The 25,758-nt window shown below is 31.7% G+C and carries 26 protein-coding genes and 1 pseudogene; 2 read left to right on the top strand and 25 right to left on the bottom strand.

What is annotated here, in order from left to right; translation table 11 throughout:
* Nucleotides 1-77: 77 nt before the first annotated feature.
* The 22 genes from ACM55F_RS17245 to ACM55F_RS17140 form a co-directional block, all read right to left on the bottom strand.
* Nucleotides 78-278 carry a GIY-YIG nuclease family protein gene (locus ACM55F_RS17245; RefSeq protein WP_416855061.1) on the bottom strand — a complete coding sequence of 67 codons (201 nt, stop codon included), beginning with the start codon at nucleotides 276-278 and terminating at the stop codon, nucleotides 78-80.
* A 599-nt stretch (nucleotides 279-877) separates the two neighbouring features.
* On the bottom strand, nucleotides 878-1,753 hold the full coding sequence (locus tag ACM55F_RS17240) for an N-acetylneuraminate synthase family protein (RefSeq protein ID WP_416855060.1): 876 nt from the start codon (nucleotides 1,751-1,753) through the stop codon (nucleotides 878-880).
* Nucleotides 1,746-2,906: a cytidylyltransferase domain-containing protein gene (locus ACM55F_RS17235; protein ID WP_416855059.1), complete on the bottom strand. Its 1,161-nt coding sequence runs from the start codon at nucleotides 2,904-2,906 to the stop codon at nucleotides 1,746-1,748. The genes ACM55F_RS17240 and ACM55F_RS17235 overlap by 8 nt, the downstream gene beginning before the upstream one ends.
* A gap of 126 nt (nucleotides 2,907-3,032) precedes the next feature.
* Nucleotides 3,033-3,668: a hypothetical protein gene (locus ACM55F_RS17230; RefSeq protein ID WP_416855058.1), complete on the bottom strand. Its 636-nt coding sequence runs from the start codon at nucleotides 3,666-3,668 to the stop codon at nucleotides 3,033-3,035.
* A 388-nt stretch (nucleotides 3,669-4,056) separates the two neighbouring features.
* The gene (locus ACM55F_RS17225; protein ID WP_416855057.1) at nucleotides 4,057-4,941 is read right to left on the bottom strand and encodes a glycosyltransferase family 2 protein; all 885 of its coding nucleotides are present in this window, start codon (nucleotides 4,939-4,941) and stop codon (nucleotides 4,057-4,059) included.
* Nucleotides 4,942-4,944: 3 nt separating this feature from the next.
* A complete protein-coding gene (locus ACM55F_RS17220) occupies nucleotides 4,945-5,970 on the bottom strand; it encodes a glycosyltransferase family 2 protein (protein WP_416855056.1) in 1,026 nt (341 codons plus the stop codon).
* A 7-nt stretch (nucleotides 5,971-5,977) separates the two neighbouring features.
* Nucleotides 5,978-7,231, bottom strand: coding sequence for a glycosyltransferase family protein (locus ACM55F_RS17215; RefSeq protein WP_416855055.1), 1,254 nt, complete (start codon nucleotides 7,229-7,231; stop codon nucleotides 5,978-5,980).
* Nucleotides 7,228-8,340: a non-hydrolyzing UDP-N-acetylglucosamine 2-epimerase gene (gene wecB / locus ACM55F_RS17210; protein WP_416855054.1), complete on the bottom strand. Its 1,113-nt coding sequence runs from the start codon at nucleotides 8,338-8,340 to the stop codon at nucleotides 7,228-7,230. The genes ACM55F_RS17215 and wecB overlap by 4 nt, the downstream gene beginning before the upstream one ends.
* Complete coding sequence (locus ACM55F_RS17205; RefSeq protein ID WP_416855053.1) at nucleotides 8,337-9,281, bottom strand: glycosyltransferase family 2 protein; 945 nt, start codon at nucleotides 9,279-9,281, stop codon at nucleotides 8,337-8,339. The genes wecB and ACM55F_RS17205 overlap by 4 nt, the downstream gene beginning before the upstream one ends.
* A 12-nt stretch (nucleotides 9,282-9,293) precedes the next feature.
* Nucleotides 9,294-10,232, bottom strand: a complete 939-nt coding sequence (locus tag ACM55F_RS17200) for a glycosyltransferase family 2 protein (RefSeq protein WP_416855052.1) — start codon at nucleotides 10,230-10,232, stop codon at nucleotides 9,294-9,296.
* The gene (locus ACM55F_RS17195) at nucleotides 10,229-11,038 is read right to left on the bottom strand and encodes a hypothetical protein (RefSeq protein ID WP_416855051.1); all 810 of its coding nucleotides are present in this window, start codon (nucleotides 11,036-11,038) and stop codon (nucleotides 10,229-10,231) included. The genes ACM55F_RS17200 and ACM55F_RS17195 overlap by 4 nt, the downstream gene beginning before the upstream one ends.
* A 26-nt stretch (nucleotides 11,039-11,064) precedes the next feature.
* Entirely contained in the window at nucleotides 11,065-11,928 is an 864-nt protein-coding gene (locus ACM55F_RS17190; RefSeq protein WP_416855050.1) for a glycosyltransferase, read from the bottom strand.
* Complete coding sequence (locus tag ACM55F_RS17185; RefSeq protein WP_416855049.1) at nucleotides 11,915-12,868, bottom strand: glycosyltransferase family 2 protein; 954 nt, start codon at nucleotides 12,866-12,868, stop codon at nucleotides 11,915-11,917. The genes ACM55F_RS17190 and ACM55F_RS17185 overlap by 14 nt, the downstream gene beginning before the upstream one ends.
* On the bottom strand, nucleotides 12,868-13,770 hold the full coding sequence (locus tag ACM55F_RS17180) for a glycosyltransferase family 2 protein (RefSeq protein ID WP_416855048.1): 903 nt from the start codon (nucleotides 13,768-13,770) through the stop codon (nucleotides 12,868-12,870). The genes ACM55F_RS17185 and ACM55F_RS17180 overlap by 1 nt, the downstream gene beginning before the upstream one ends.
* Complete coding sequence (locus tag ACM55F_RS17175; RefSeq protein WP_416855047.1) at nucleotides 13,770-14,753, bottom strand: glycosyltransferase family 2 protein; 984 nt, start codon at nucleotides 14,751-14,753, stop codon at nucleotides 13,770-13,772. The genes ACM55F_RS17180 and ACM55F_RS17175 overlap by 1 nt, the downstream gene beginning before the upstream one ends.
* The gene (locus ACM55F_RS17170; RefSeq protein ID WP_416855046.1) at nucleotides 14,746-14,871 is read right to left on the bottom strand and encodes a hypothetical protein; all 126 of its coding nucleotides are present in this window, start codon (nucleotides 14,869-14,871) and stop codon (nucleotides 14,746-14,748) included. Before ACM55F_RS17170 ends, ACM55F_RS17175 begins: the two co-directional genes overlap by 8 nt.
* Before the next feature lie 376 nt (nucleotides 14,872-15,247).
* On the bottom strand, nucleotides 15,248-16,459 hold the full coding sequence (locus ACM55F_RS17165; RefSeq protein ID WP_416855045.1) for a glycosyltransferase: 1,212 nt from the start codon (nucleotides 16,457-16,459) through the stop codon (nucleotides 15,248-15,250).
* A gap of 53 nt (nucleotides 16,460-16,512) precedes the next feature.
* Nucleotides 16,513-18,072, bottom strand: a complete 1,560-nt coding sequence (locus ACM55F_RS17160; RefSeq protein WP_416855044.1) for a glycosyltransferase — start codon at nucleotides 18,070-18,072, stop codon at nucleotides 16,513-16,515.
* Between the two features lies 1 nt (nucleotide 18,073).
* Nucleotides 18,074-18,721 (bottom strand): acetyltransferase, encoded by a 648-nt coding sequence (locus ACM55F_RS17155; protein ID WP_416855043.1) that lies wholly within the window; start codon nucleotides 18,719-18,721, stop codon nucleotides 18,074-18,076.
* Nucleotides 18,715-19,791 (bottom strand): DegT/DnrJ/EryC1/StrS family aminotransferase, encoded by a 1,077-nt coding sequence (locus ACM55F_RS17150; protein WP_416855042.1) that lies wholly within the window; start codon nucleotides 19,789-19,791, stop codon nucleotides 18,715-18,717. The genes ACM55F_RS17155 and ACM55F_RS17150 overlap by 7 nt, the downstream gene beginning before the upstream one ends.
* Before the next feature lie 6 nt (nucleotides 19,792-19,797).
* Complete coding sequence (locus tag ACM55F_RS17145; protein WP_416855041.1) at nucleotides 19,798-20,985, bottom strand: ABC transporter ATP-binding protein; 1,188 nt, start codon at nucleotides 20,983-20,985, stop codon at nucleotides 19,798-19,800.
* Complete coding sequence (locus ACM55F_RS17140; RefSeq protein ID WP_416855040.1) at nucleotides 20,985-21,848, bottom strand: ABC transporter permease; 864 nt, start codon at nucleotides 21,846-21,848, stop codon at nucleotides 20,985-20,987. Before ACM55F_RS17140 ends, ACM55F_RS17145 begins: the two co-directional genes overlap by 1 nt.
* Before the next feature lie 265 nt (nucleotides 21,849-22,113).
* Between ACM55F_RS17140 and ACM55F_RS17135 the strand changes: the two are divergent.
* Nucleotides 22,114-22,212: pseudogene (locus ACM55F_RS17135) on the top strand (histidinol phosphatase); the annotation flags it as partial.
* A 276-nt stretch (nucleotides 22,213-22,488) separates the two neighbouring features.
* Here ACM55F_RS17135 and ACM55F_RS17130 read toward each other — a convergent pair.
* From ACM55F_RS17130 to ACM55F_RS17120, 3 genes are all read right to left on the bottom strand, one after another.
* Entirely contained in the window at nucleotides 22,489-22,941 is a 453-nt protein-coding gene (locus ACM55F_RS17130; RefSeq protein ID WP_416855039.1) for a hypothetical protein, read from the bottom strand.
* The gene (locus ACM55F_RS17125) at nucleotides 22,934-23,230 is read right to left on the bottom strand and encodes a nucleotidyltransferase family protein (RefSeq protein ID WP_416855038.1); all 297 of its coding nucleotides are present in this window, start codon (nucleotides 23,228-23,230) and stop codon (nucleotides 22,934-22,936) included. Before ACM55F_RS17125 ends, ACM55F_RS17130 begins: the two co-directional genes overlap by 8 nt.
* Before the next feature lie 295 nt (nucleotides 23,231-23,525).
* On the bottom strand, nucleotides 23,526-24,395 hold the full coding sequence (locus ACM55F_RS17120) for an ABC transporter permease (protein WP_416855037.1): 870 nt from the start codon (nucleotides 24,393-24,395) through the stop codon (nucleotides 23,526-23,528).
* A gap of 157 nt (nucleotides 24,396-24,552) precedes the next feature.
* Here ACM55F_RS17120 and ACM55F_RS17115 point away from each other — a divergent pair, with 157 nt between their 5' ends.
* Nucleotides 24,553-25,293: a tyrosine-protein phosphatase gene (locus ACM55F_RS17115; RefSeq protein WP_416855036.1), complete on the top strand. Its 741-nt coding sequence runs from the start codon at nucleotides 24,553-24,555 to the stop codon at nucleotides 25,291-25,293.
* Nucleotides 25,294-25,758 lie beyond the last annotated feature (465 nt).

The raw sequence follows: 25,758 nt of genomic DNA, 5'->3' as shown, positions 1-25,758 counted from the left end.
AACGAACGAATTAAATTTGTTTTTTTATCTCTTCTCCATCCTTTTAACTCCTTTTCTCTAGCAATAGCTTGTTGCACTCAAGTAAATTTTTCATAATAAATTAAAAATTCCAAACTGTATTTTGAAGCAAATGTTTTATTCCCTGTAAGTATATTTTGATGATGTTGTTCTAATCTTATTTTTAAGTTGTTTGTCATACCTATATAGTAAGTAGACCTGTATTTGTTCGTAATAATATAAACATAATACGTATGATACCCCTCATTTAATTCATACATACGTTTTACTGTTTAGTATTTTGTAAAAGCTAATAAACAAATTTAATTTAACTTTTTGTCATTCCGACATAGGAGGAATCATATAACGAGAGTAACAGCCATAATACAAAAACGATAAAAACAATAACAGTTATTTATTGTCATTCCGACAAAAAACAAATTACACAACAAGAGAAAAAAAGAGCAACAAATGTGATTTCTCCTGCGTCAAAATGACACAGCCTGCACTCTCTTTTGTCATTCCGACACTCCTTTTTGTCATTCCGACATAGGAGGAATCACATAACGAGAGTAACAGCCATAATGCAAAAACGATAAAAATAACAACAGTTATTTATTGTCCTTCCGACAAAGGAGTAATAACAATAAAAAAGAAAAAAATGTGATTAAGAAAGAGAAAAAATGACAACACAAAAGTTATTTTTTTTGTCATTTCGACGCAGGAGAAATCACATAACGAGAGCAACAAAATCAAGAGCAACAAGTGTGATTTCTCCTGCGTCGAAATGACCATAACCTACACCCCTTTTTATTATTCCTACAAAGCTTTTAGCCAAAATACAGATGTAATCTCGCTACGCTTTGTTGACTAAAAAAATCTATACTTTTTTATTCTTTAACTTATCCCTTTGCACTTGTTCAATAGGCAAAATATCCATTGATTTAAAGGATAAAGCACTATGAACAGCGTTTAAGTCTCGTGATAATTTTCGCAATCCCATAGGTTCTAAGGAAGCAGCATGATCGGTACCTTTCCAAGTGCGATCAATCGTGTAATGTCTTTCAATAATGTTAGCTCCCAACGTGTAAGCGGCTACATCTACCGCTATTCCTAAATGATGTCCGGAAAAACCAATATGTTTTACGGTGTCACCATATTTTTGCTTCAGCAAATTAATGTCTAATAAACATACATCCTCAAAGGGTACCGGATAGCCTGAAGTACAATTGTATAACACTAAGTCTTTATTCCTGCCTTTTTCAACAAAATAATGAACTAAAGTATCCGCTTCGTCTTTAGTGGTCATCCCAGTCGAAATATGAATTTCTCCTTGGTAATGGTCGCACAACCAGCCTAACATTTCATAATTATTATTACAGGCTGACGGTATTTTAATAAATTCCGGATGAAGCGAAGCTATTTCTTTGGCGGAAGTCGTGTCCCAAACTGAGGTGGAATAGGTAATCCCTATTGATTCACAATACTGTTTAAGTACGGCATGTTGGTTTACATCAAATTCTAAAAATTCCCTGTGCGCACCATAAGTATCTCCATACGAATTACTGGCATTAGGATGTGGTGCATTGTATTGCGCTTCGGTCAATAATTCGGTATTGTTCCTTTTTTGAAACTTAACCGCATCAACATTACAAAATATCTTGGCAATCTTTATCAATTCTTTTGCAATTTCTATATCTCCTTTGTGATTGCAGCCAATCTCAGCAATTACATAAGGTTTTTTAAACTCAGTCATATCTTTTATTATACTTTACTATCGTTTCACAAACTTCTCTAATAGCTCCTGCTCCAGAGGTACTGCCAAGAACAAAATCAGCGTTTAATTTCACTATTGCTGTTGCATTTGCCGGAGCAAAAGACCAAGCTGAACTAAGCATATTTGTCAAATCATTCACATCATCCCCAACATAAGCAACGGCTCCAAAACTACTATTTTTAGTGGCAAGAAATTGCTTTAAAAAAGAATATTTATCTTTAACGCCAAAAAAAGCATCTTTAATTTGAAGTTTTAGCATCCGTTGTGCTACCAGTTTAGAATTTTCAGAAGTCAATGTTATCACTTCAACATTATTTTCTCTTAAAATTTCTAATCCCATACCATCCCGCATATCAAATTTTTTGGCCATTTCTCCCGCTTCATTATAATAGACACCTCCATCTGTAAAAACACCGTCTACATCCAGCACCAAATATTGAATCCTTTGATTGGTTTTCATTGCTTTTTGTCGCTCCATCAGTAGATTTTCGATACTATTCCAGTCAGAGCGGCTATCAATCTCCATCAAAGTTTCCTCTGGCATTTCTACCAATCCAATAGTACCGCTTACCCTGTTATTCGATTTCAAAAACGCTTCTTTTGTAGTGCAATATACCGCCCCGTTTTCAATCAACAAACCTTCAAAATCCTGTCTTCGGGGTCTGTTGAACACATCGTAATTTTGAGGGGTTCCATCACTATTCCATGTAAAACGATGCGTATTGACCACACTAAGGGCACTGTCATATTTTTCTGTGCTGATTTTATCCAATACTTTATTAATATCTTCCGCTCTAGTTAACGGGGAAGTGGCTTGAAGCAAACATAAAACAGCATAATCATGATTAATTTTCTCTGAAAATTCCATCATGGTACTCTCGGTTGAAGCAGTATCATTGGCATTTTCTTCGTTACGCAACAAAGCAAATACCTTATTCGTCCAATGGTATTCCCTTTCTACATAGCTAATAATTTCGACATCATTAGTAAACACATAAATTTCATCCAATTCCGAAAAAATTGCTTCGCTGAGTACCCATGAAAATAACGGGCGTCCCACCATTTTCTTCTTATTCTTTCCCGGAATTCCTTTGGAATCTTTACGAAGCGGTATAACTCCTATTTTTTTCATTGTTATATATTTTTACCTTTATCAAAATTAGTCAAATAATTGAATTTAGGATTATCCTTAAATTATGTCACACCTTGTTTCAGACAGAGAACTTTACTAAAGAAAATGAGTCCTAATTTAGTGTTTTTAATCTCTTAATTTTCTCTTTATAAAAGTTGAAAATTTTTCTTTGAACCAAAATAATTTCATTTTAAAGGTAGGATCAGTAAAAATTAATTGCCCACCTCCAATATAACTATCAACACTTCTACCTTCATGTGCATAAGGTGGATTCTTTTTTAGCGTAATGACATTAACATATAAACTTTTCGGAAAAATATCAAGAATTTTTTTTGTCTGAACTCCTCTAGCACCTTCAACATAGAGTATTGAATTTTTAACACAATATTTCTCTATTTCATTGAACGAGTTATCATAGCCATCAATAATAATAAATTCAAAATTTTTATTCTCTATTTCATTCAATTCAGAAAATAAATGAATTTTTTTATAATCTTCCACATTCTTAGACAATGCGTTTAAACAAAAATCATTCTTTTCTGTTCCAACATATTCTATGGTCAAGTTACTGTTTTTAGCAAATTTGAAAACTGTATCAGAAATAGAGCCAATACCTAATCCTAACTCTAAAACATTTGAAACATTAAACTCTTTTATCAACTTTAAAATAGTTTCTAATGCAAATTCACTTGCGATATAATCACAACCTTCCAAACTACAAAAATGTTTGTAATTCCTAAATGCAATTTCTTTATATTTCATATTTATTTAAATTAATTATTCTTATCTGCAATAAAAAAACTCCTACTCGCAGTTATATTACTAATAAACAAAAGCATTATTTTTCACATCTCCTTTAAGACAAAAACCCAGGCAAAAAAAGAATTTAAATAATTGCCCGTAAAAATGTAATCAAAAATCATAAAAATTGAAAATCCAATTTTCAATTTTCAGAAAAAACATGGTTTAGAAAAAAAGGAGTGACACCATCATTTAGCTTTGTTTTTCCGAGAATCCCTTTGGAATCTTTACGAAGCGGAAGTATACCTATTTCTTTCATTTTGTGATTGTTTAATTGGAACCCAAATATACTAATTTGGTTGTTTTTAAAATGATTGTTTTCATTTTAGTAAAAAACCCAAAACTATTTTTAAAATTTAGGACTGGGCAGTTGACGTATTTTCGCCAGAATTTTAGAATCAATCGGGTTCCTATATGACATCAATCGTGGCAAAAAAATCAGTATTTCAAACATACTTTGAAAGTAGATTTTAAAATAGATCCAATCACTACAAGCATATTTTTTGAAATTATGCCAAAATAACTTAGCTATTTTAAAGAACGGAAAAGGATAATACACTAAATAATAAAAGGCGGTATTCTTTAATTGTTTCCCAAATCTAAAATAATTTCTTCCCATTTGCATTCGCATCGTCCTATCAACTCTGTGATTGACTGCAATACTATTAGTATACAAAATAGCATAGCCTTGGGCTAAAACTTCAATAGCAACACAAGATTCTTCCCCATAAATGTCTATCCAAACCGGAAATCCATTCGTAGCCTCATATACTTCTTTTCTAATGGCAAAACCACAACCTACAAATTCACTACAGAAATACTCTTCTAAAGCCTCTTGATGGTGAGCTAAAGCCTCTTCATCTGAATTAAAAACGCCTTTAATTTCTTCAAACGCCAAAACTCCTACATTAGAATTTTTTTCAAAAACAGCAACTGTTCTTTCAATGAAATCAACATACAACGGATGAGCGTCATCATCTAAACCGATTAATATGTCCCCTTTTGCTTTTTCATATAAAACGTTCCGCGCTGGAGATGCCCCTATACTTTTTTCAGACGAATCCCATTTTACCCAATCAAATTGCGATTTCAACAAAAAGGATTCATCCATACAACCATCCAAAAAAACCAAGACCTCATGTACAGATAAATCAATCAAACTTTGTAAAACAGTTAAAGTTTTTTCGAGTGCTGCTTTTCGGTTTTTTGAAACGATTAAAATGGATGCTTGCATGAATTATTTTATTATGCTTTTTACTAATCTTACTTTACTCATAAACTCAATCCTATTAAGAATAAAAAACCAAATAAATAGATTCTTTCTACTTACTCCGGAACGTTTCCAATAACTCAATATTCTTCTTGCTAACATATAACTAAAATACCCTTGGTCTTGAAACGAAAGTTCAGATTTACTTTGATAAAAAACAGCATTAAATGCAGTTATTAATTTAGCGGTATTAGTCATAAAAATTCTCTTTGACTGCTTTTTTTCTTCAAAATAAAACGCATAAATTTCCTTCTCTGAAAAAGGACAACCAAAATATTCCCAATATCCTGAAATAATCCTTGATCTATATTCTAAATGTTTATTATTTTTATCAAGAGAACGATGATTACTATTTTCAAGAATACGATACTTCATCAAAAAATCGGATAAATTAGCCATTATTCCAACTTTTGAAATTCTGGACCATAACTCCCAATCCTGACAACTTAGTTTGGTTTCATCATACCGAAGATTATATTCTATCATTTTTTGACTTCGTAAAACAACCGAAGAATGTCCAAAAGTAGCACCAAAAAGCAAATAATATTTTATATAGCTTGAATTAACAGGATACGTCCATCCTTCGCTAGGATTTTGTTGCATGTCTTTCAACCAATAGCCTTGTGTTCCGCATACTATAACTTCCGGATTTTCATCCATAAAATAAAGTTGTTTTTCAAATCGTTCAGAGAAACACCAATCATCAGCATCCATTCGGGCGACATATTTATAATGAGGCAGCAAATAGTCAAGGCCTTTGTTTAAGGTTTTGGTCACTCCGATATTCTTCTCATTTTTAATGTAAAAAATTCGGGAATCCTTATAAGAACTTATAATTTCTTCAGTAGCATCCGTTGAACAGTCATCATACACAAACAAATCAAAATCAGTGAAAGTTTGATTCAAAACCGAATCAATACTTTCCTTCAAATAGGGAGCCGCATTATATGTTGGTAGTAAAACTGCTAGTTTTTTTGTTTGCCGTATCTTCATAAAATGATTAGGAATTAGGACTTGTTAAATTCAATCTATCAATGGTCTGTTTTAAATTTTCCGCAGAAAGATACTGTTCCAAATCTATTCTGTTCAATAGTAGATTCTCTGGGTTTTGTTTCCAAAGCAAATACATTTTTTCTACAATTGTGGCAATAGATTTAACATCATCGACCTCAGACCAATAAGGATAGTCTTCACCTAAAAGCCTTCTGACTTCACTGTTGGATGGTGCCAATGATAAAATCATTTTATTGGCTTCGACACAATGAACGAACTTTGCAGGCAAAAAGGGACTAATTTCTGATTTAGCCTCTAAAATAATATTTACTGCGGCTTGTTTTTGAATATGATATACGGCATCAAAATTCACATTTTCATTTTTAACAATAAGTTCCGGAATCTCTTTTTGATAGCCTTGAATAATTTTGCTAAAATGAGAAGAAGGACCAATCAACAACAATCTAATCTCATCTTTCGCAATTGGGTTTCGCTCCAAAAACAATTTAAACCCTTCTATAAGCCCTTTGGGGGAACGAGCATCCAGCAAATTTCCTGCATGAAGTAAATTAAATTTTGAAGCATCAAAATAAGAAGGCAATACAGGATGCTGTACTTCGACCTTTGCATTTTGATGTGGAACAAGAATTCCAGTTTTTAAAAAACCTGGGAAATATCCGCCCATCCACTCCTGCAATAACTGACTTGGAAAAGCACTGTATTTAGCTTTTTGAGATACTTCTTTAAAAAAAGCTTCTTTAAATTTATGACTGGGTTCTAACCATTTATAAGGTTTGGGATAAAAATAAAAAGGATACGGATCATGTATATATGCCATCCATTTGTCCTGTAACTGCGGAATTTGAAGCAGAGCATAATGAGGTCTGAAACTCGCACCTTTACTTAAAGTTAGTACTAAATCCGTTTGAAACGTTATTTTTTTAATAGCATTTGCAATACTGCGAGTATCATTAAAAAAAGTAAATGAAAAACCGAATCTCTTTTCAAAAAAAAGAGCTAAATTAATAGTAGTCTTTCTTTGTATGATTCTTTGAACTCTACTCATAAAATACAGAGGGCTGTATTTTATTTCTGGTATCGAAAAACAGCGAACTCCTGAAAGCTGAATATCTTTCCTTGTGTAATGATAAACCAGAACTTCATAACCCGCTTTGATTAGATTATTTATTAAGGCCACATTAGCTTTGGATCCGCTACTATCTTCAATGTCAATAGAATCTACAACTACCAATATTTTCATCTGTCTTTTTTTACTAAAGAATCAACAATTTGTTGAGCAGCATTGCCATCACCATAAGGATTAGTTATTTTCTCAAAACCTGTAAAATCATCTAAAATGGAATGGATTGTCTCAATAATTTTATTTTTATCTGTCCCTACCAAAGTAGAAAAACCTGCTGCGATTCCTTCCGGTCTTTCAGAAACGCTTCGTGTAACCAAGACTGGTTTCCCTAGAGTTGGTGCTTCTTCCTGTATTCCGCCGGAATCGGTGAGAATCAAAAAAGAGTGCTGCATCAACCAGACAAAGGCAGGATAAGATACCGGTGCTATGAGATAAATATTTTCCTGATGGGCTAATTTTTGATTTACAACATCTTGCACGTTCGGATTCAGATGTACAGGATAAACGATACTTACATCATCCCGTTTTGCAATTGTCAATAAGGCGCTACACACATTTTCAAAGCCTTCACCATAATTTTCCCTGCGATGTCCCGTAACCAAAACCATTTTCTTATGCAATGGAATCGTTTTTTTTAAGACTTCAATTTCTGGATGACTATACTGTTCTTCCTTTATTTTGGCACTAGTCCACAATAAAGCATCAATAACGGTATTGCCTGTTTGAAAAACATCTTTTGATGCTATTCCTTCGTTTAATAAATTTTGAGTAGCTAGTGTTGTAGGGGTAAAATGAATATCGGCAATTTTGCTGGTAAATTGCCTGTTGATTTCTTCGGGAAAAGGGGCTTGTTTATTAAAACTTCGCAATCCAGCCTCTACATGTCCTACTTGTATCCCCAAATGAAAAGCTGCTAAAGCTACCATAGCAGCGGTAGTGGTATCCCCGTGAACCAAAACCAAATTAGGTTTTGCATCCAGTAGCACCGCATCTATTGCTGATAAAATAGAAGCACTTAATTGATTTAAGGTCTGATTCGCTTGCATCAAATTCAAATCATAATCGGGAACCATTTCAAAAAAATGCAATACCTGATCCAACATTTCCCGGTGCTGCGCTGTGACACAAACAAGTACTTCAAAACTTTTTTGCTCTTTTAAAGCGTGATATACCGGTGCCATTTTAATAGCCTCTGGGCGAGTGCCAAAACAAAGTAAGATTTTCATTTTTTTATACGATCTTTTTTAAATCTATTCCACATTCCAAAAAGGCACAATCTCAAGGGTATCAATTTATAAAAAAACTGCCATTGTATTTTTTCAAATAATGACAACTCCAATTCCTTTAAAATTTGGTCAAACAAGTTGTATTCTTTATATTTCACTGAATTCAGTATAAAATATTTCTTTAAAGAATAAGTTAATAGTTTTTTCTCTTTCAAATTTTGCAAAACTAACAAAATTGCTTGAACTGTTGAGTCTATTCTTATTGGATTACAGCTATAAAACGCCGCTGTATTGGAATCTGCATGTTTTCTATTGTAATATAAAACCGTATCAATTATTACTCCATTGAAATTGTGGGTAATTAATTTAGAATAACATTCCCACTCTTCCGCATATAAAAGATTTTCATTAAACCGAACTTGATTAAAACAATGTTTTCTCCACAGCACCGTACAGGAAGCCAATCCAATTTCTTGGGTAATCACCTTCTCAATAGCTGTTTTATCAATTGATTTTCGTTCTTTTACTATGGCATTCTTAAATTTTGGTTTTACATCTGAATATGATAATTTTTGATAATGACAAAAATCTTTCAAAGAATCGTCCAATTCCTTCAAACAGATTTTTAAATTATCTGGATGCACAAAATCATCATCATCAAAGAAAATTACATAATCCCCTTGAGCTAAATCTAATCCATAATTTCTACAACCCGGCAAACCTTTTTTATAGCTATCAGGTCGTTTTAAAAATTGAAATCGAGAATCATGTTCCGAAAAAAGGGCAATAATTTCAGATGTATTATCAGTACCACCATCATCAATTATCAAACATTCCCAATTAGTAAAAGCCTGATTTAGTATAGATAGCAAAGACTCTTCAATAAAGTGAGCTCTATTGTAAGTGGCCATGATTATAGTTACTGTGGGATGTAAACTCATCTTAGTTTTACTTTATTTTTTTAATTTCAATAAAACTAAAAATGACACTCCAATAGATTTTATTGAAGTCCATACTTTTTTTGGAAAACTAAAAGTCAATTTAGGATTTAAAATAATGGTTCTAAAAAACAACAAAATTTGCTTTATTATATTTTTCCCTTTATAACAATTAGCACAATCTAATTTCAATAAAAATATTTTTTCTTGCAATTCAATATCATATTTCCCTTTAAAATATGACTTCATAAGTTCCAATTGCTTGATCAATTTTTTTATATTCTCTAAATCTTGATATAATTTAACTGTAATACTTTGTTCATTAATGCGATAGACACTCATCATTTCATTAAAGGCACCTACTTTCCCAAACTCACACAAATAAACTCGTAAAGCAAGATCTCCATGTGTTGCTTCTTTTAAAAACAAAGGAAATTCAGTAATCACATTTCTAAAAACCATACTTGCCGTAGGGGTTATCCAATTTTTTAAAATTTCATTGGGGGTATAATCTGATTTTAAAAATTTATTGAAAACGCCGCTAACATTTCTATGGCTATTCATAATTGTCGCATTATGAAATGACAGTACATAATCACGATTAGCATCCAAAAAACCTACTTGTTTTTGCAATTTCAATGAATCAGTCCAATAATCATCTCCTTCGCATAATGCCACATACTCTCCTTTACATTGTTGCAATGAAAAAAGAAAATTAGCCATCATACCTTGGTTTACCTCGTGTTTTATATAAGTAATCACTCCTGCTCTAGGATGTGTCTCCATGATTTTTTTTACCACTTCATCTGTCCCGTCAGGTGAACAATCATTTGCCAAAATCAATTCGATTTCAAAATCACATTCCTGTATCAAAATGCTATTTATTGCCTCTTCAATGAATTGTTCATGACGATAGGTAATCATACAGATGCTTACTTTTGGCAATTGATTCATTTTATAAATTTTATTATTGGCTTATATATCTTTTTAATGCCTTTCAATATTGAGAAACGATAGTTCTTATACCAAATGATAGTTCTATTAGAATATGTCTTTATGAACTTCCCTTCATTAATGACTCTATCAATTCTTACAGTATGGTATTTATTATTTCCATAGGATCTGGCATACCACGTATGATATAATAATATTTTATTATTACTATCAAAAACCTTTGTGGTCTCTAAATCATTTTCAAAATCATTGCCCTGAGCATTCAAAAACTTGAACTTAAAATTATTTCTTCTCAACCACAAAAAAAAACAATAATATTCTTCAAAAAGTGACTCTTTATTAAACTTAAATGGCAAAGCTGACAGGTCATCATCAAATTCATCCGGTATAATATATTGATGACTTAAAAACTCTTTTTCATTATATATTGTATAAATTTTCTCTAAGTTAAAAATGCAAAAAAAGGGATTTAATAGATGTGGATTTTTATCTCTCCACGATAAAACGCCACCACCTCTAATACCACAAATATCTTCATGATTATTTTCTAAAGATTTTATAATATTTAGAACGGCATCTGGATTAACAAAAACCACATCTTCATCAACCAGAACCAACCATTTTAATTTTTGATTTTTAAGTTTTTTGAACATAAACTTAAAACTGTTCAATCCATACAAACCTTCTGATCCGTCAATTACAAAAGTTTTAAATTGTTCTGGAAAAGACGTAACTGTCTGTTTGTATAGGGCAAAATTATTTACAGTGGTTAATAATCCTATATCTTGCCTCGTTTTTATTTCCATTTTTATTTTAAAAGATTATTAAGTATTTACTTACTAGATTTCAAAAAGAAATTTTTTAAACTTCTAAATGGGATTAAAAAATAATTCCCAATTATAAAATCAATACGTTTAGTATTTTTTACTTTTTCAATTTCTTCCTTTTCAATTCGATGTAATAAGTGATTGACAAGCAATTCAAAATTTTCTTTATAGAGTTTTTGGTGTTTTGTATAAATATACTTCAAAAGGTTATACTTACCCTTATTTGCTTTTGTGGTGGTTGAATTTTCTTTAATCCTGTAATTAAAAAGGGGTTCTTGAATAATATAAGCGTATCCCCCATCCTTCAGCAGTCGAATATAAAATTCCCAATCTTCAAATCCTTGGCGCATATCTTCATCATAACCTCTAACCTGTTCCCAATCCTTTTTTTTAAACATAGCACTACCTGTAGCGCAATTGTATTTTAAAAAATTCTTAATATTGCCTCCAATAGGCTCAAAAACATCATTTTGACCGTTTAACTGTAATCGACTAACATAAGAAGTAATAATTTTAATCGTTGTGTCATTTTCAAAATAAACAATCGCTTTTTCACAAAAAGTGGGTTCAAAAAAATCATCACTATCCAATACCAAAACATACTCCCCTTTAGTGACAATGATTCCTACATTTCTGGCTGTACTTTGCCCTTGATTTTCTTGTGTGATTAATTTAGTAATTTTAGGTTCTAGTTTTTTTAAAACTACTTTGGTTTCTATATTTGAACCATCATCAACCACTATTACTTCAATATTAGAATAGGTTTGATTTAAAGCAGAATTAATAGATTGCTCTATAAATTCAGCATCATTATAACACGGAATAACTACCGAAACAAGAGGCAAAATAGTACCTTTAACTTCTCGCATACTTCATAATATTATAGCCTTTATTAAAATATTTAGCCAAAAATAAAGCCAATATAAAAATAAAACCTTTCGGAATTGAAAAATAATTACATATTAGTTTAAATACATCCTTTTTATATGGAATTATTTTCTTTTTTAACGCAATATCAAAAGAAATACGCATATATCCGGATAGAAACCAACAGATTAATTCTTTATTTTCATAAACTACTAAATCTTTAGCCGTTTGAAATTTTAATGTAGCTAAAATTTTTAAATATTCTAAATCATTCGCTCTATTGATTATAGATATTGAATCAGCATGTACACGCCTATGAGTTAATACTTCATCTACAAAAACACCTCTAAAGGGTTGTTGTAACATTTTTATAAAAAAATTATACTCATCTCCATCAACAATAAATTCATTAAACCTAATATTTTCAACTATTTTGCGAGTACCAAAAAAATCATCCGTTATCCATCCTATGTGATTTAATGCTAAATTTTGAGAGGTTATTAATGCTTTATTTCTATCAAAACAATATGGTTTATTTGTAATCTCTCTTGTTTCATGATTAAAGTTTACCGTATCAGTAATAACAAAGTCTAGTTTATTTTGGACTAAAATAGTAACTGCTCTTTCCAAATGATTAGGCAACATGATATCATCACTATCAAACCACTTGATATAACTCCCTAATGACTTTTTAAAACCATAATTCCGACAAGCATTGGCTCCTTTTTTTATAACAACTGGTCTTTTAAAAATTTTAAATCGATAGTCTTTTTCTTCATATTGCTCCATCACATGATAAGAACCATCAGTACTTCTATCATCAACTAATATACATTCCCAATCGGTAAAGGACTGCGAAATAAGACTATTTAGTGTTTCAGATAATAATTTTTCCCGATTATAAACGGGAATGATGATTGAAATTAACGGTTTATTTTGCATTATTTTTTTAAATAGATAAAAACTCTTCTTGTAAATTTCAAAGCTTCAATGAAGTAAAAAAATTTTATAAAGCACCCCAAAAGAAAAAACCAAAAAGAAAAACTAACTTTTTTATTTTTATAAATTAATTGTTCATAATGTAGCATAAAATGTTTCTGTTGATCTCGTTTAAATTTCATTAAAGCTTTTGAGACTATAAATTTAAAAAACTGTAATTGAACCGCTTCTTTTTCTTTAGTTTTATAATTATTTCTTGAGATATTTTCATTACTCAATCTAAAACGAACAATGGCAGTATTAATCGTATAAATATTTTTGAATTCTGAAAATTCTAACCAAGCTCTATCATCTGCATACCAAGCTAAATTGTAGTCATAAAAACCATACTTTTTATAAGCACTTCTCTTGAAAATATATTCCGACAATGAACTACGTGTTTTATTGGTAAATCGTCTGTAAAAAAAATCGGTTGCTTTTTCTATTTTAGGATGAATATACCTTATCGAAGTAGACTTACTTTGTTCATCAATGATTTCAGTTGAAAAACGAACCACATTACAATTCACTTCATTTATTTCAGGCAAGTTAGTATAAAATTCGGAGATACAATTTGAACTCAATACATCATCATCCCCTAATATCATCATCCACTCCCCATCTCCTGACAAAGCAATACAACGTTCCCATTGTTGCACCAAAGAAGTCCCTCCCAAATTGGTTTCAAAACGATGATAAACCAAATCCAATTGGTCTTTGTATTTTGCTACAATCTCAGATGGATTTTCAGGACTGGCATCGTCACCAATATAGACTTTAAATCGTTCATCTGTTTGATTTGCTAAAGATTGTAAAGCTTCCTCAAAAAAGGATATTTTATAATAGGGAATTATAATGGTTAGCATTAGTTTATTTTTAGATAAGAATCTTCTTTGAACAAATCATTAATACTACTATTTAATCTATAATCTCGGTCAGTTATTTTATAAATAATTTTATAACACAGCAATCTAATTTTTAAAATCAACAAAGATTTATAATTACAGTCTAATTTTAATATTATATTTATAAAATCAATATAACTTGAATGATAGAAATATAACCTTAATGATTTTTCTAACAGACGTCTATTAAAGGAATGTATTTCTAAAAATTCCAAAATTGTAAAATAATTTAGTAATTGGCTTCTTACTCTAATATCCGATAATAAAAAAACAGGAGTCGCTTGATGGAAAGAATTAACAATGGAATCCTCATGCTTTCTTACAAGAAATCCATTCTCACAAAGATAAATTCCTTTTAAAACCCCAAAACCATACTTTTTAAAAACTTTAAAAATAAAATTTAATTCTTGAGATTTTTTTAAGCTCTCGTCAAATTGTATCCCATTAATAATTTCGCGTTTCCAAATAATAGAAGGAGTTGCCAGATTTATTTTGCCAGAAAAATAATCCAATAATGGATTAACCGAATTATTGTACTGAGAGTAAGTAATATTTTTAATATCTCCACTAAATTCTTGATAATTATAAAAAATAAAATCAAACATTGAATTTGACAAATTAATACATAATTTTAATATCGAAATATCTAAAATATCATCACTATCAAAAAACAATGCAAATTGCCCTTTACTAATGCTAAAACCATAATTTCGGCAAGCATTTGCTCCTTTGTTTCTATTTTTAGGCCTATTATGGTATTGAAAACGATTATCCTTCTTAACATAATCGTCAATAACCACTGATGAATTATCTGTAGAACCATCATCAACTATAATACATTCCCAATTTTTATAAGTTTGTGCCAAGACACTATCCAGCGTTTCACTAATTAGATGCGCTCGATTATAAGTAGGAATGATGATGGAAACTAGTGGATTATTCATTATCATGAATTACTTTGCTTAATAACATGTCTATTGTCAATAAATGGTTTTTAATTCTTTCTTTTCCTTTTATTCCCATTTGTGAAGCTACTGTTTTATTTTCTAAAAAAAATATCATTTTTTGAGCCATCGCTGCTACATCATGCTCTGGAACCAATAATCCTGTTTCTCCATAAGTATCACATCAGGAATACAGGCATGGATTGTTTCAATTACTGCACTCCTGATGTACTCGCCTCTAAAACCACTACAGGAGTACCCTCCTGTTCACCTGAAAGTGCCGTAACCGAATGCTGAACAAAGGCCCGCGAAGTTGCCAAATAATCTAAAAATTGTTCTTTAGAAAATATCCCTGGTAATGAAACACAGTCTTCAATTTTCAAATGTCGTAAAAAAAACTATACGAGTTGAATTGCAAACGAATTATAGTCCAGAACGTGGGTTTACCGAATAATCTATCGTGATAAGCACAAAAATAATTTAAAACTAAAAGGTTAATTATAAAGTTTCAAATACTGCTCTGTAGTTTTTTCAAAGGTATAAGTGTTCAAAATATGATTTTTTGCCTTTTCGCTCATCGTGCGCAATAAATTCTCATCAAGCATTAATTTTTCGATGGCATTTGCCATTGCGGCAACATTTTGATCTTCAACAATAAAACCCGTTTCTCCTTCAACCACTGTCTCCGGAAAACCGCCTGATTGAAAACCAATCACCGGTAATCCCATGGCTTGTGCTTCTAATGAAACGACACCAAACGTTTCTCGCCTTCCGGTTTTGTCTCTTGAAGAAGTCATTAAAAACAATTGGTGTTCTTTAAGCATTTTTTTTATCACCGTTTGGTTTTTTGAACCCATAAAATGTACTGTATCCTCTAAATTTAAATCCTTAACTAGCTGTTCTAAGTTGTTTAATTCTTTTCCATAACCAACTAATGAATAACAGATTTTATATCCTTTATCTTTTAATAACTTAACAGCCTTAATTCCAAAAGACTGGCCTTTAAATTCGACGAAACGTCCAACTGTTATTATTTTAAATAGCTGTTTTTTTGTGTTTTTAATAGCATCATTTTTAAAAAAATTATTATCAATTCCAATAGGTACTACTTTAATTTTTTTTATATCAAACCCTTTTGCCACTAAATTATTTTTTAAATAATTCGTATTAGTCGTAATGTTATCGACATAATTATAAAAATTATAAATAAGGTTATTTAATGACGCCCCTTTCTGCAAACCATGTTCATCATACCCATGAAAAGTAACCAGTATTTTTGACTTTAAAAATCCGATTTCCTTTAAATCAAATAGAGGATTGATGGCTGTTGCAAAATGCACATGATAAGCTTTTGCACTTCTATATTTCCAATAAAATTTTAAAATGAACACATAATCAAATGATTTTTTTCCTTTATATATGCTATATTTTATAAAATAATAAAGCAACAAAGGGTTTAGCAAAAAATACAATGCTTTTATTTTTCGTGTGTGTGTTTGTGCGGGCTGATTAAATTTTATTGTTTTATCCATTAAACCATATTGTTCCAACAAGTCTGGCTGTGCAGTATTTGTTTTTGGGTTTATAGTATCAACAATTATTTTAACTTCATATCCCTTTTTAATGGTTTCAACAATATTAGAAACGATAAATGTTTCTGATATGGTGGGAAAGGCATTGGTTTTAAAAACAACTAATTTATCCATCCTTTATTTAAAAGCTAATAATTAAAATTATTCTAAATTTTTAGTATTTCTATTTAATTCTTCTTTTCAAATATATAAAAATCAGACATTGAAGTTGTATCAGGTTTTGTTTTCTCAAATGGAAATTTGTTATTAATAACTTCCTTTAATTTCCAATTTTCGGAAACATTTTTATCAATCCAGTCAGTAAACTTTCTGCATTTTACATGAGGCGCAAAATGATCATTATAATTACTTGCATAAATAATCACATATTTAATGGCATGATTAAATAAATCATTCATGTAATTTTCAAATACTTTATCTTCTATCAGATGAAAAATTACATCTAGGGAAAGCGCAAGTTCTGCTTTAATATTTTCATTTTTAAACTCATCAATAAGAAAAAATTCCTTAGTATTATCTCCGCTAAAAATTTTTTGACAAAGCAAGATGGCAGTTTCTGAAACATCTAGACCAATATAATTAGGGTAATTAGCCAGACCAAGTTGATTTCCATCTCCACAACCATATTCTATTACACTCTGAATACCATTCTTGATTACAAAATCATTCAATATTTCTGCTTTAAAATCAGCTAAACGACCATAACTTCCAGAACCTGAATTTCTATTTTCTTTATATCTTGCTTCCCAATAATTGTTTGAACCAGGAAAACCATTTATTCCTAATTTCTTTTGAGTTACTCTTTTAAAAAATATAAATAGTATTTTTTTTTTAATTAACTCAAAACTGTTTTTTTTTATAAAATTTACATCTCCCATTTTTAATCCATATTTTATTATTTGTGAAACCGCACTAAAATATTTCTTATGCACTATTAATTCATTTACATAATTCTCATGAAAATTTCGATATTTCACTTTAAGTAATGTTAAGTTTTTATGCTTATTATAAATTTCTTGATAACATAAACTCCCTATTCGACTACCGTTCAATACGGAAACAGAAGAGTGGACACCACCATCATGGATACGGTACAAAGCAGTAAAAAAATTAAGGCAAATACCCTTGCCTTTTATCAAAAGTTCTGTTATAAGATGTATATCTCTAAAATATTTATATTTAAAAAATACATCTTGATTAATAGAAGATGATCTAAAAACTAAAGTAGGTATTCCTCCATACCATCCCTTAACAAATTTCTCAAAATCAAATACTATATTTAATTGATTCCCAAAATAATGTCCATTTTTATCCTCACTAAAAACACTTCCATTTTTCACAATAAACCTTGTAAAACATAAAGTATAATCCTCATTCGCTTCCAAAAAACAAATTTGTTTTTGTAATTTCAAAGGATCAGTCCAGTAATCGTCCCCATCACAAAGCGCAATATATTTGCCTTTACATTTTTTCAAAGCAAAAATAAAATTAGGTATCATCCCTATATTTTTTTCATGCTTTGTATATCTAATCCATGAGCCACGAGGATGATTTTTAATAATAGCTTGTATAATTTCATCTGTAGTATCAGGAGATGCATCATTAGCTATTACAAGTTCTATTACAAAATCACATTCTTGCATTAAAACACCTTCAATAGCTTGCAGAATAAATTCTTCATGACCATAGGTTATCATACAAACGCTAACTTGTGGAGTACTACTCATTTTAAAATTCTAATGGGATTAATTCTTTTTTAATGATAGCGGGAACGCCCACAACCAAAGAATTATCGGGAATATTTTTGGTAACTACCGAGCCTGCTCCAACTATAACATTTTTTCCGATAGTTACTCTAGGCAAAACTGTTGCGTTTGTTCCCAATACAGAATAATCTCCAATTTTACAATTTCCCGAAATATGCACTCCCGGTGACATTTCTACAAAATTTCCTATTACACTATCGTGACCAATTGTACAATTCAAATTAATTAAAACGCCTTTTCTGACAACAATATCAGATGTAATTACAGTCCCTGTCATGATATTACAACCCTCTTCAATTATATTCCCAAAATTTCCAATTCGTGCAAGTGGACTTAAAGTAGATGTAAATACCCCTCCTATTGACTCAAACTTATTAAACAACTCTTTACGTAAAACAGGATTTCCAATCCCAATAGTAAAACGATTATCCAATGTTTTAAAATAATTTGCTGCTTGTTCTAGAGTTATTAAAACAGGAAACTGTCCGAATAATTTCTCTGGAATATCTGTATTTACATCATCATAAAAAACCAAATTTTCTAAATCGTTTAATTGATATAGTACTTCTAATACCTCTTTCGCAAATCCTTTGGCTCCAACTATCAACATAAATTTGTATTTATTATTTGAGTAATTTTATTCAAATCAATTTCTGATAAACCTACATACAATGGCAAACACAATATTCTCGAAGCAATACTTTCAGAAATAGGCATTACAACATTAGAAACATATTGAAGCGTATTCAAAGCCGGATAAAAATATCTTCGTGGGAAAATATGACTTTCCTTTAAGCGCTGTTCCATCTTTAGAAGCTGTGCCTCGTTGTCAAAAATTACGGGATAATAGCTGTAATTCCACGTTGTATTGTCTCTAATTTTTAAAGCTTTCAGTTCAGAAAAGTCTAAATTGGTGTTGTAATAATCAATTACTTTCTTTCTTTCTGCTAAAATTGTTTTCATATACGGCAAGACCGCTAATCCCATAGCGGCTTGCAGTTCGGACATCTTGGCATTAATCCCTAAACCGTGAAAAGCCAATGGCCCATTATGTCCAAAATTATGACTGTAAAATAACCGGTGTAGCAAATCATTATTAGTAGTAAAGATAGCTCCACCTTCTCCTGTATGAAATAACTTGGTGGCATGAAAACTGCAGGTGCTCACATCTCCATAATCAAAAATAGATTTTCCCTTGTATTTTACCCCAAAACAATGGGCTGCATCATAAATTACTTTGAGATTGTATTTTTTGGCAATAGCCTCAATAACATCTATATGACACGGATTACCAAAAACGTGAGTAGCCAAAATAGCAGTGGTTTTATCCGTAATCGCAGCTTCAATCTTAGTTTCGTCTATGGTCAAATATTCGGGATGAATATCTACAAAAACAGGGGTGCAATGTTCCCAAACAATCGCTGCAGTAGTGGCCACATAGGAAAATGGGGTAGTGATGATTTCTCCTTTATTGCCCAATAATTTTAATGCAATTTGTAAGGGAGTGGTCCCGTTATTGGTTGCAATAATATTTGGTGCGTCAAGGTATTTTTTTAATTTATCTTCCAGTTCTAAAACTAATTCTCCCCTATTAGTCAACCATTGATTGTCCCAAGCACGCTGCAAGTGCTTGTTGTATTCTTCAATGGGCGGTAAAAAAGTTTTAGTGACGTTTATCATCTCTTTTTAATATACTTTACATTCTGATTCCAATTCAATAGGAACCCACATTTGATTATTACTTTCTACCTGAAAAGAAACCAAATTATTGATTCTTAACATTGGGGTTTTATTTTCAAAATTCAACACAGTCACATCAATAGAATACAAACCCAGAGAAAACAAAAGGTTTTTTATGGTAATATCATAATGTAATGCCGTCGAATTGAGTTGCGTTTTTACTTCATTAACTATGGTACCAGCAATAGGCCTTTGTTCTTTATCTCTAAATTCGAGATAAATTCGAGGAGCAAAATCAAGTTTTTTAATTATATTAAATATAAGATTGAGTTTTATATCCTCCCCTCTTTTTACCTGTACTTTTTCGACGGTTTCATTGAAGATAAAAGATTTGAGTTCTAATGAACCTTCATCAAAAAGCACTCCTTTTTCAGTATTGGAAAACTTATTATAATACAATCCTATCCCTTTTACAATATCAAATCCCTGAAAATCAGATTCCCCCCTTTCCATCAAAATAACTTGATTACAAATTCGGGCTATCATGGGCATTGAATGCGAAACAAAAATCATTGCGGTATTTGGTAATATAGTATCAATTTGTTTGAAACATTTTAAAACAAACCCCAGATCCCCCACAGCCAAGACTTCATCCACAATTAATACATCAGGTTGCATTTGTGCTGCTATGGCGAAACCCAAACGGACTTTCATTCCCGAGCTGTAATTTTGAACAGGCATATCGATGAACTCTTCCAACTCCGAAAAAGCAATAATTGCATCAAACTTGACTTCTATTTCTTTTTTAGAAAATCCAATAACTGCAGCATTATTATAGATGTTTTCCCGTCCGGTCAGTATTGGGTTAAAACCGGCGCCTAATTCGATTAAAGCACCTATTTTCCCTTTGATGGTAATGATTCCTTCATCAGGCGAAATTAAACCATTGAGCATTTTGAGTAAGGTGCTTTTCCCCGCTCCGTTATGTCCAATCAATCCTAAACATTCGCCTCTTCGAACTTCAAAACTGATGTCTTTTACTGCCCAAAACTCGTCTTTTCTTAAATCCTTATTTTGGTTTCTGCCAGTAATTCCGCTAATTAAATCCTGAACTCCATAGAACAGACTCTTCTTTAAGCTCTTGGCAAATTTCTTCGAAACATGTTCGGCTCGTATCAATACTTCTCCTTCCATTACGCACTCATTCTTTCGGTTATTATAGGCATCGAAACGCGATACACTACCATAGCTATCAAACATAGAACGATAGTAACCAATACAGCAATCAACCAGAAAAAATCATTTTCTACCGGCATTCCTGTTAAGCTGTTTCTAATATCGGTAATTACATAACTCAACGGATTCAAAGACATCACTTTTTGCATGAACCCGCTTTTGGGAACAACATATAATACGGGAGTAATATACATCAATAATTGCAATCCTAGAGGAATAAATCTACTGATGTCATTATATAAAATACCTATTGGGGAAATAATAATGCCAATACTGGTGAATAAAAGAATCATTAAAAATAAAAAGGGGAAAAACAACAGTATCGACCCCGAAGGTACCACTTGAAAATACAGAATAAAAAATACAATCATCCCCAATTTAATCAACAGATTAAAACAGAGTTTTAGAAACCCTAAAGTAATCAATGCTTCTTTTTCAAAATTAATCTTGGTTATAATTCCTTTATTCGCATTAATCGTATTCATAGGCATATTTAAACATTCCCCTAATATGGACCAAATGGTCGTTCCCACCAAAGCAAACAAAGGATAAGGAATAGTAGTGGGTGTTAATTGAATGGTGCCTGTGCTTTGTAAAAAAATCCAGACCATCGCATTCATCACCACAGGCAAAACGACCCAAAAAATTCCCAAAATAGATTGCCTGTGTTGGGATTTAATATCACGTTTAGCTAATTGATTAGCCAAGTAAAAGGAACTTTTGTATCCTTTTACACTATCTAAAAGTATTTGTTTTACACTAAATTTATTACTATTAGAATAAATTCTGGTTTCCAATTTTACTCTATCTCTATTAGTCATTGTATATGTAAAAATCTAATGCTTCATTTTGTTACTAAAATCCCATTCTCGGTAGCAATTTAACTTAAAAAGCAAATATACTATATTAGTTTTGGTATTGCACTAAAATCTTCTTGATCCGTTTTTGGCTTAAACAAAATCATATAAACCAAATCCCACAGCAAAAAAATACTCCAAGAGACGTGTGTTTTTTAAAGACCTAAAACAAGCCGCAGTATTACCAAATATTTATTTACTTTGCATAGCAATTTCTAAACACATACTATTGTTCTCTTTTTTCAAAAACAAACCCGTTTTAAAAGATCTTATTCCGGATCACCATATCGATATCCACTCGCATCTTTTGCCGGGTATTGATGATGGCGTCAACGGTTCAGGTCGTGTGCCATAGTACCCGTACCTACCTGTCCCAAGCGGTATTGTTTAGAGATGTTTTCGGCTTTTAATATAATGTCTTTCAATTGGGTGTGTGTTTTTACCGGAAAGCACTTGATTTTTGCCACCAAGACGCTAAGGCGCAAAGTTGTTATTGTTGTTATTGTTGTTGTTTCAGGAAAACACATAGGTTATTAGGCTGTATGTTAAGTTCATAAATCTGTTTTAAGATTACTATTCAAAACTTTACACAAAACCTCAACTGCTACTCTACTATATTTTGTTTCTTTAAATAATCCATAAAATCAGAAACAGTTTTTTGAAAAAAAGGCGTCAACTGTAATGCTTCTTCATACAATTCCTGGAATGCAACAGCCGAATATTCGTGTACTGCTTGATTTCTAAAACTTTTTAGCTCCATTAATTTATCAGTACTTGCTATCACACCTATTTTTTCTAACAAATTAAGTCTGTCAATAAACAACAAATTATCTTCTCCTTTCAGCTTAAAGTATCCTTTTACTATCTGTTGGAAGAAAACATCCGAATTTCTTGTTAACTTTATGATCAATGCATCGTAGGCTTCTGTTTCTTCAAAAGCATATTTTTCTTTTGTACCGATTGCCTGACAATGTTCTAAAGACTTAGCCAGTCCTTCCATTGCTATACTAAAAGATTTACACGATTCTTTAAATGCTAATTGGAATAACTCATTCATTGTTTAATAATTTTGCATAACTCAGAACATATTTTTTAAATACGCTTACATCATCCTTTGTAAAACTAACCACATCCATTTTTTGCGCTCCGAATTTAGAAAAAAACAATTGTTTCATTTTAAATAAGTCAGTATGATGTAGTTTTTTATCCGACAATACCAAAATATCAATATCCCCCCCTTTTTTAGAATCGTCTACTCGCGACCCAAATAGATACACTTGATTGGAAGGCTCTTTTTCCTTCCAATAGTCATAAATGAATTTTTTTTGTGCAGTCGCTATTCTCATTGTTTTTATGTTTTATCCAACACCATAACAAAATTACGTTATTTTTTCTCTTGAAATTGATTGGAATTCGGAATTTCTTACTTGAAACTTTACGGTGGTTTTTATCAAAAACAGCTTCATTTTTTTTTTAGTTTTTAAAAAGTTTTAGCTACACCTATAACTTTATCTCTTTTCACCTATTTCTAAAGCTACGCTTAAAACTTTTTTTACTATTTTTTTAAAGAAAAATCACGTAAAACGCAACAACTTACCTCTAAAATCTAACTTCTGAACACTAAAAACAAAACACTACTCCCTAAACCGTATCTATGAAACTCTTCTCCGTCTTATTAAAAACCAATACGCCTACAAAAAATACAATTACTGTTACTAAGAACGTATAGGATAATCCCCAAATGGAAATTTGACCTACATTCAATAACATATAACGGGTAGTCTCTATTACATAAGCCAGCGGATTATATTGAACCAGCCATCCATAAGTAGGCAGTTTTTCTTTGATTAGTGCCATGGGATACATAACCGCCGACAGATACATCAACAGTTGTACACCGAAGCCAACCAAATTACTGAAATCTCGGTATTTCGTCACTAACGACGAAATAAACATGCCTAATCCTAAACCCAAAATACCCATCATTACAATTAGCAATGGAAAAAATAAGGCAACTCCATTGATCCCAATTGCAGCCCCCTGAAAATAGTAATAGGTATAAAAACAAATGAATATAAAAAACTGGATTCCAAATTTTAATAAGTTGGAAATAACAATAGACAGTGGTACGATAATTCTGGGAAAATAAACCTTTCCAAAAATACCCGCATTACTGCCAAAGGTATTCGAGGTACCATTCAGACAGGCGGTAAAGTAATTCCAAACCGTGATTCCGGCCAGATTGAACAAAAACGGAGGCACCGTTCCTGTATCGATTCCTGCCACATTATTAAAAATAATGGTAAACGTAATCGAGGTAAACAGCGGCTGTATTAAATACCAAAGCGGCCCCAAGACCGTTTGTTTGTACACCGTCACCACATCCCTTTTCACAAAAAGCATCAGCAAATCACGATATTGCCAAACTTCTTTTAGATTAAGCGAGAAGAATTTATTTTTGGGTGTTATTTCAAACAGCCATGTGGTATTGGTATGTTCGGGTTGGTTCATAGTTATAATAAAAACCTAAATAAATTTAGATTACGTTCTGAATAGTGGTATTGTTAGTACGCAAATATAATAATTTGCTCTAAGTATTGTATCCTATTTACGATTAGTATTACCAAATATTTATTTACTTTGCATAGCAATTTCTAAACACATACTATTGTTCTCTTTTTTCAAAAACAAACCCGTTTTAAAAGATCTTATTCCGGATCACCATATCGATATCCACTCGCATCTTTTGCCGGGTATTGATGATGGCGCCAGAACTTTTGAGGATACGTTACGACTGACCCGTGCCCTTGAAGGGCATGGGGTGACACAGTTTATCACTACCCCACACATTATCCAACAGGTATGGGACAATACACACGAAGGAATTCAATCCAATGCTACAACAACGGTAGCGGAGCTAAAAAAACAGGCCATCACCGCACCCTTCAAAGCGGCTGCTGAATACCTGATGGACGATCAGTTTGTGTGTCTTTTTCAATCCCACGATTTACTCACGCTGAAAGATAATTATGTATTGGTGGAAATGTCTTACATCAATGCGCCCATACAATTGTATTCCATATTGTTTGACTTGCAGGTCGCAGGATACATTCCAGTTTTAGCCCACCCGGAACGCTACTTATTTTACCACAATAATTTTAATGAGTACCTAAAACTAAAAAGAGCCGGCTGCTTGTTTCAGCTGAATTTATTATCGGTAGTGGGGTATTATGGTGCCGAAATCACTAAAATAGCCGAGCAGTTGCTACAAAAAGGAATGTACAATTATGTAGGTTCTGATGTACATCATGACAATCACATCGCGGCCTTTGATCAAAAAGTAAAACTAAAAGATGTAGTTCCATTGAAAGAAGCAATCGCCAATAACCAGTTTTTTAAGTGGGAGTAAACAGTAAAACTGTTATTGCGCCACATTGAAACTCTTTGATACATTCCGCTAACAATAACTTCTAAATTTTCGGCTCCCTTTAGGGCTGGGGAAAAACGAAAATTATCCCATATATTTAATCTTTTTATTAAAAAGACAGGTTTCCCATTTAAAAACTAACAACTTCTGAATTTTCGGCTCCCTTTAGGGCTGGGGTAAAACGAAAATTATCCCCTATTTTTAGGCTTTTTATTAAAAAGACAGGTTTCCCATTTAAAAACTAACAACTTCTAAATTTTCGACTCCCTTAAGAGCCGGGGTAAAACGAAAATTATCCCCTATTTTTAGGATTTTTACTAAAAAGACAGGTTTCACATTTAAAAACTAACAACTTCTAAATTTTCGGCTCCCTTTAGGGCTGGGGAAAAACGAAAATTATCCCCTATTTTTAGGATTTTTACTAAAAAGAAAGGTTTCCCATTTAAA

This window comes from Flavobacterium melibiosi (assembly GCF_048158545.1).
GTDB classification, from domain to species: domain Bacteria; phylum Bacteroidota; class Bacteroidia; order Flavobacteriales; family Flavobacteriaceae; genus Flavobacterium; species Flavobacterium melibiosi.
The sequence above is the reverse complement of the archived record's forward strand: the minus strand, read 5'-3'. Positions and strand labels throughout refer to the sequence as shown.

What these genes read in the sequence shown, in the direction of transcription:
- ACM55F_RS17150 (WP_416855042.1), bottom strand. Translation starts at nt 19,791, where the DNA reads ATGATAAACGTCACTAAAACTTTTTTACCGCCCATTGAAGAATACAAC.
- ACM55F_RS17130 (WP_416855039.1), bottom strand. Translation starts at nt 22,941, where the DNA reads ATGAATGAGTTATTCCAATTAGCATTTAAAGAATCGTGTAAATCTTTT.
- ACM55F_RS17245 (WP_416855061.1), bottom strand. Translation starts at nt 278, where the DNA reads ATGTATGAATTAAATGAGGGGTATCATACGTATTATGTTTATATTATT.
- ACM55F_RS17240 (WP_416855060.1), bottom strand. Translation starts at nt 1,753, where the DNA reads ATGACTGAGTTTAAAAAACCTTATGTAATTGCTGAGATTGGCTGCAAT.
- ACM55F_RS17140 (WP_416855040.1), bottom strand. Translation starts at nt 21,848, where the DNA reads ATGACTAATAGAGATAGAGTAAAATTGGAAACCAGAATTTATTCTAAT.
- ACM55F_RS17120 (WP_416855037.1), bottom strand. Translation starts at nt 24,395, where the DNA reads ATGAACCAACCCGAACATACCAATACCACATGGCTGTTTGAAATAACA.
- ACM55F_RS17165 (WP_416855045.1), bottom strand. Translation starts at nt 16,459, where the DNA reads ATGGATAAATTAGTTGTTTTTAAAACCAATGCCTTTCCCACCATATCA.
- wecB (WP_416855054.1), bottom strand. Translation starts at nt 8,340, where the DNA reads ATGAAAATCTTACTTTGTTTTGGCACTCGCCCAGAGGCTATTAAAATG.
- ACM55F_RS17220 (WP_416855056.1), bottom strand. Translation starts at nt 5,970, where the DNA reads ATGAAGATACGGCAAACAAAAAAACTAGCAGTTTTACTACCAACATAT.
- ACM55F_RS17225 (WP_416855057.1), bottom strand. Translation starts at nt 4,941, where the DNA reads ATGCAAGCATCCATTTTAATCGTTTCAAAAAACCGAAAAGCAGCACTC.
- ACM55F_RS17215 (WP_416855055.1), bottom strand. Translation starts at nt 7,231, where the DNA reads ATGAAAATATTGGTAGTTGTAGATTCTATTGACATTGAAGATAGTAGC.
- ACM55F_RS17230 (WP_416855058.1), bottom strand. Translation starts at nt 3,668, where the DNA reads ATGAAATATAAAGAAATTGCATTTAGGAATTACAAACATTTTTGTAGT.
- ACM55F_RS17155 (WP_416855043.1), bottom strand. Translation starts at nt 18,721, where the DNA reads ATGTTGATAGTTGGAGCCAAAGGATTTGCGAAAGAGGTATTAGAAGTA.
- ACM55F_RS17190 (WP_416855050.1), bottom strand. Translation starts at nt 11,928, where the DNA reads ATGCGAGAAGTTAAAGGTACTATTTTGCCTCTTGTTTCGGTAGTTATT.
- ACM55F_RS17160 (WP_416855044.1), bottom strand. Translation starts at nt 18,072, where the DNA reads ATGAGTAGTACTCCACAAGTTAGCGTTTGTATGATAACCTATGGTCAT.
- ACM55F_RS17185 (WP_416855049.1), bottom strand. Translation starts at nt 12,868, where the DNA reads ATGCAAAATAAACCGTTAATTTCAATCATCATTCCCGTTTATAATCGG.
- ACM55F_RS17235 (WP_416855059.1), bottom strand. Translation starts at nt 2,906, where the DNA reads ATGAAAAAAATAGGAGTTATACCGCTTCGTAAAGATTCCAAAGGAATT.
- ACM55F_RS17180 (WP_416855048.1), bottom strand. Translation starts at nt 13,770, where the DNA reads ATGCTAACCATTATAATTCCCTATTATAAAATATCCTTTTTTGAGGAA.
- ACM55F_RS17125 (WP_416855038.1), bottom strand. Translation starts at nt 23,230, where the DNA reads ATGAGAATAGCGACTGCACAAAAAAAATTCATTTATGACTATTGGAAG.
- ACM55F_RS17195 (WP_416855051.1), bottom strand. Translation starts at nt 11,038, where the DNA reads ATGGAAATAAAAACGAGGCAAGATATAGGATTATTAACCACTGTAAAT.
- ACM55F_RS17200 (WP_416855052.1), bottom strand. Translation starts at nt 10,232, where the DNA reads ATGAATCAATTGCCAAAAGTAAGCATCTGTATGATTACCTATCGTCAT.
- ACM55F_RS17175 (WP_416855047.1), bottom strand. Translation starts at nt 14,753, where the DNA reads ATGAATAATCCACTAGTTTCCATCATCATTCCTACTTATAATCGAGCG.
- ACM55F_RS17205 (WP_416855053.1), bottom strand. Translation starts at nt 9,281, where the DNA reads ATGAGTTTACATCCCACAGTAACTATAATCATGGCCACTTACAATAGA.
- ACM55F_RS17145 (WP_416855041.1), bottom strand. Translation starts at nt 20,985, where the DNA reads ATGGAAGGAGAAGTATTGATACGAGCCGAACATGTTTCGAAGAAATTT.
- ACM55F_RS17170 (WP_416855046.1), bottom strand. Translation starts at nt 14,871, where the DNA reads ATGATATTTTTTTTAGAAAATAAAACAGTAGCTTCACAAATGGGAATA.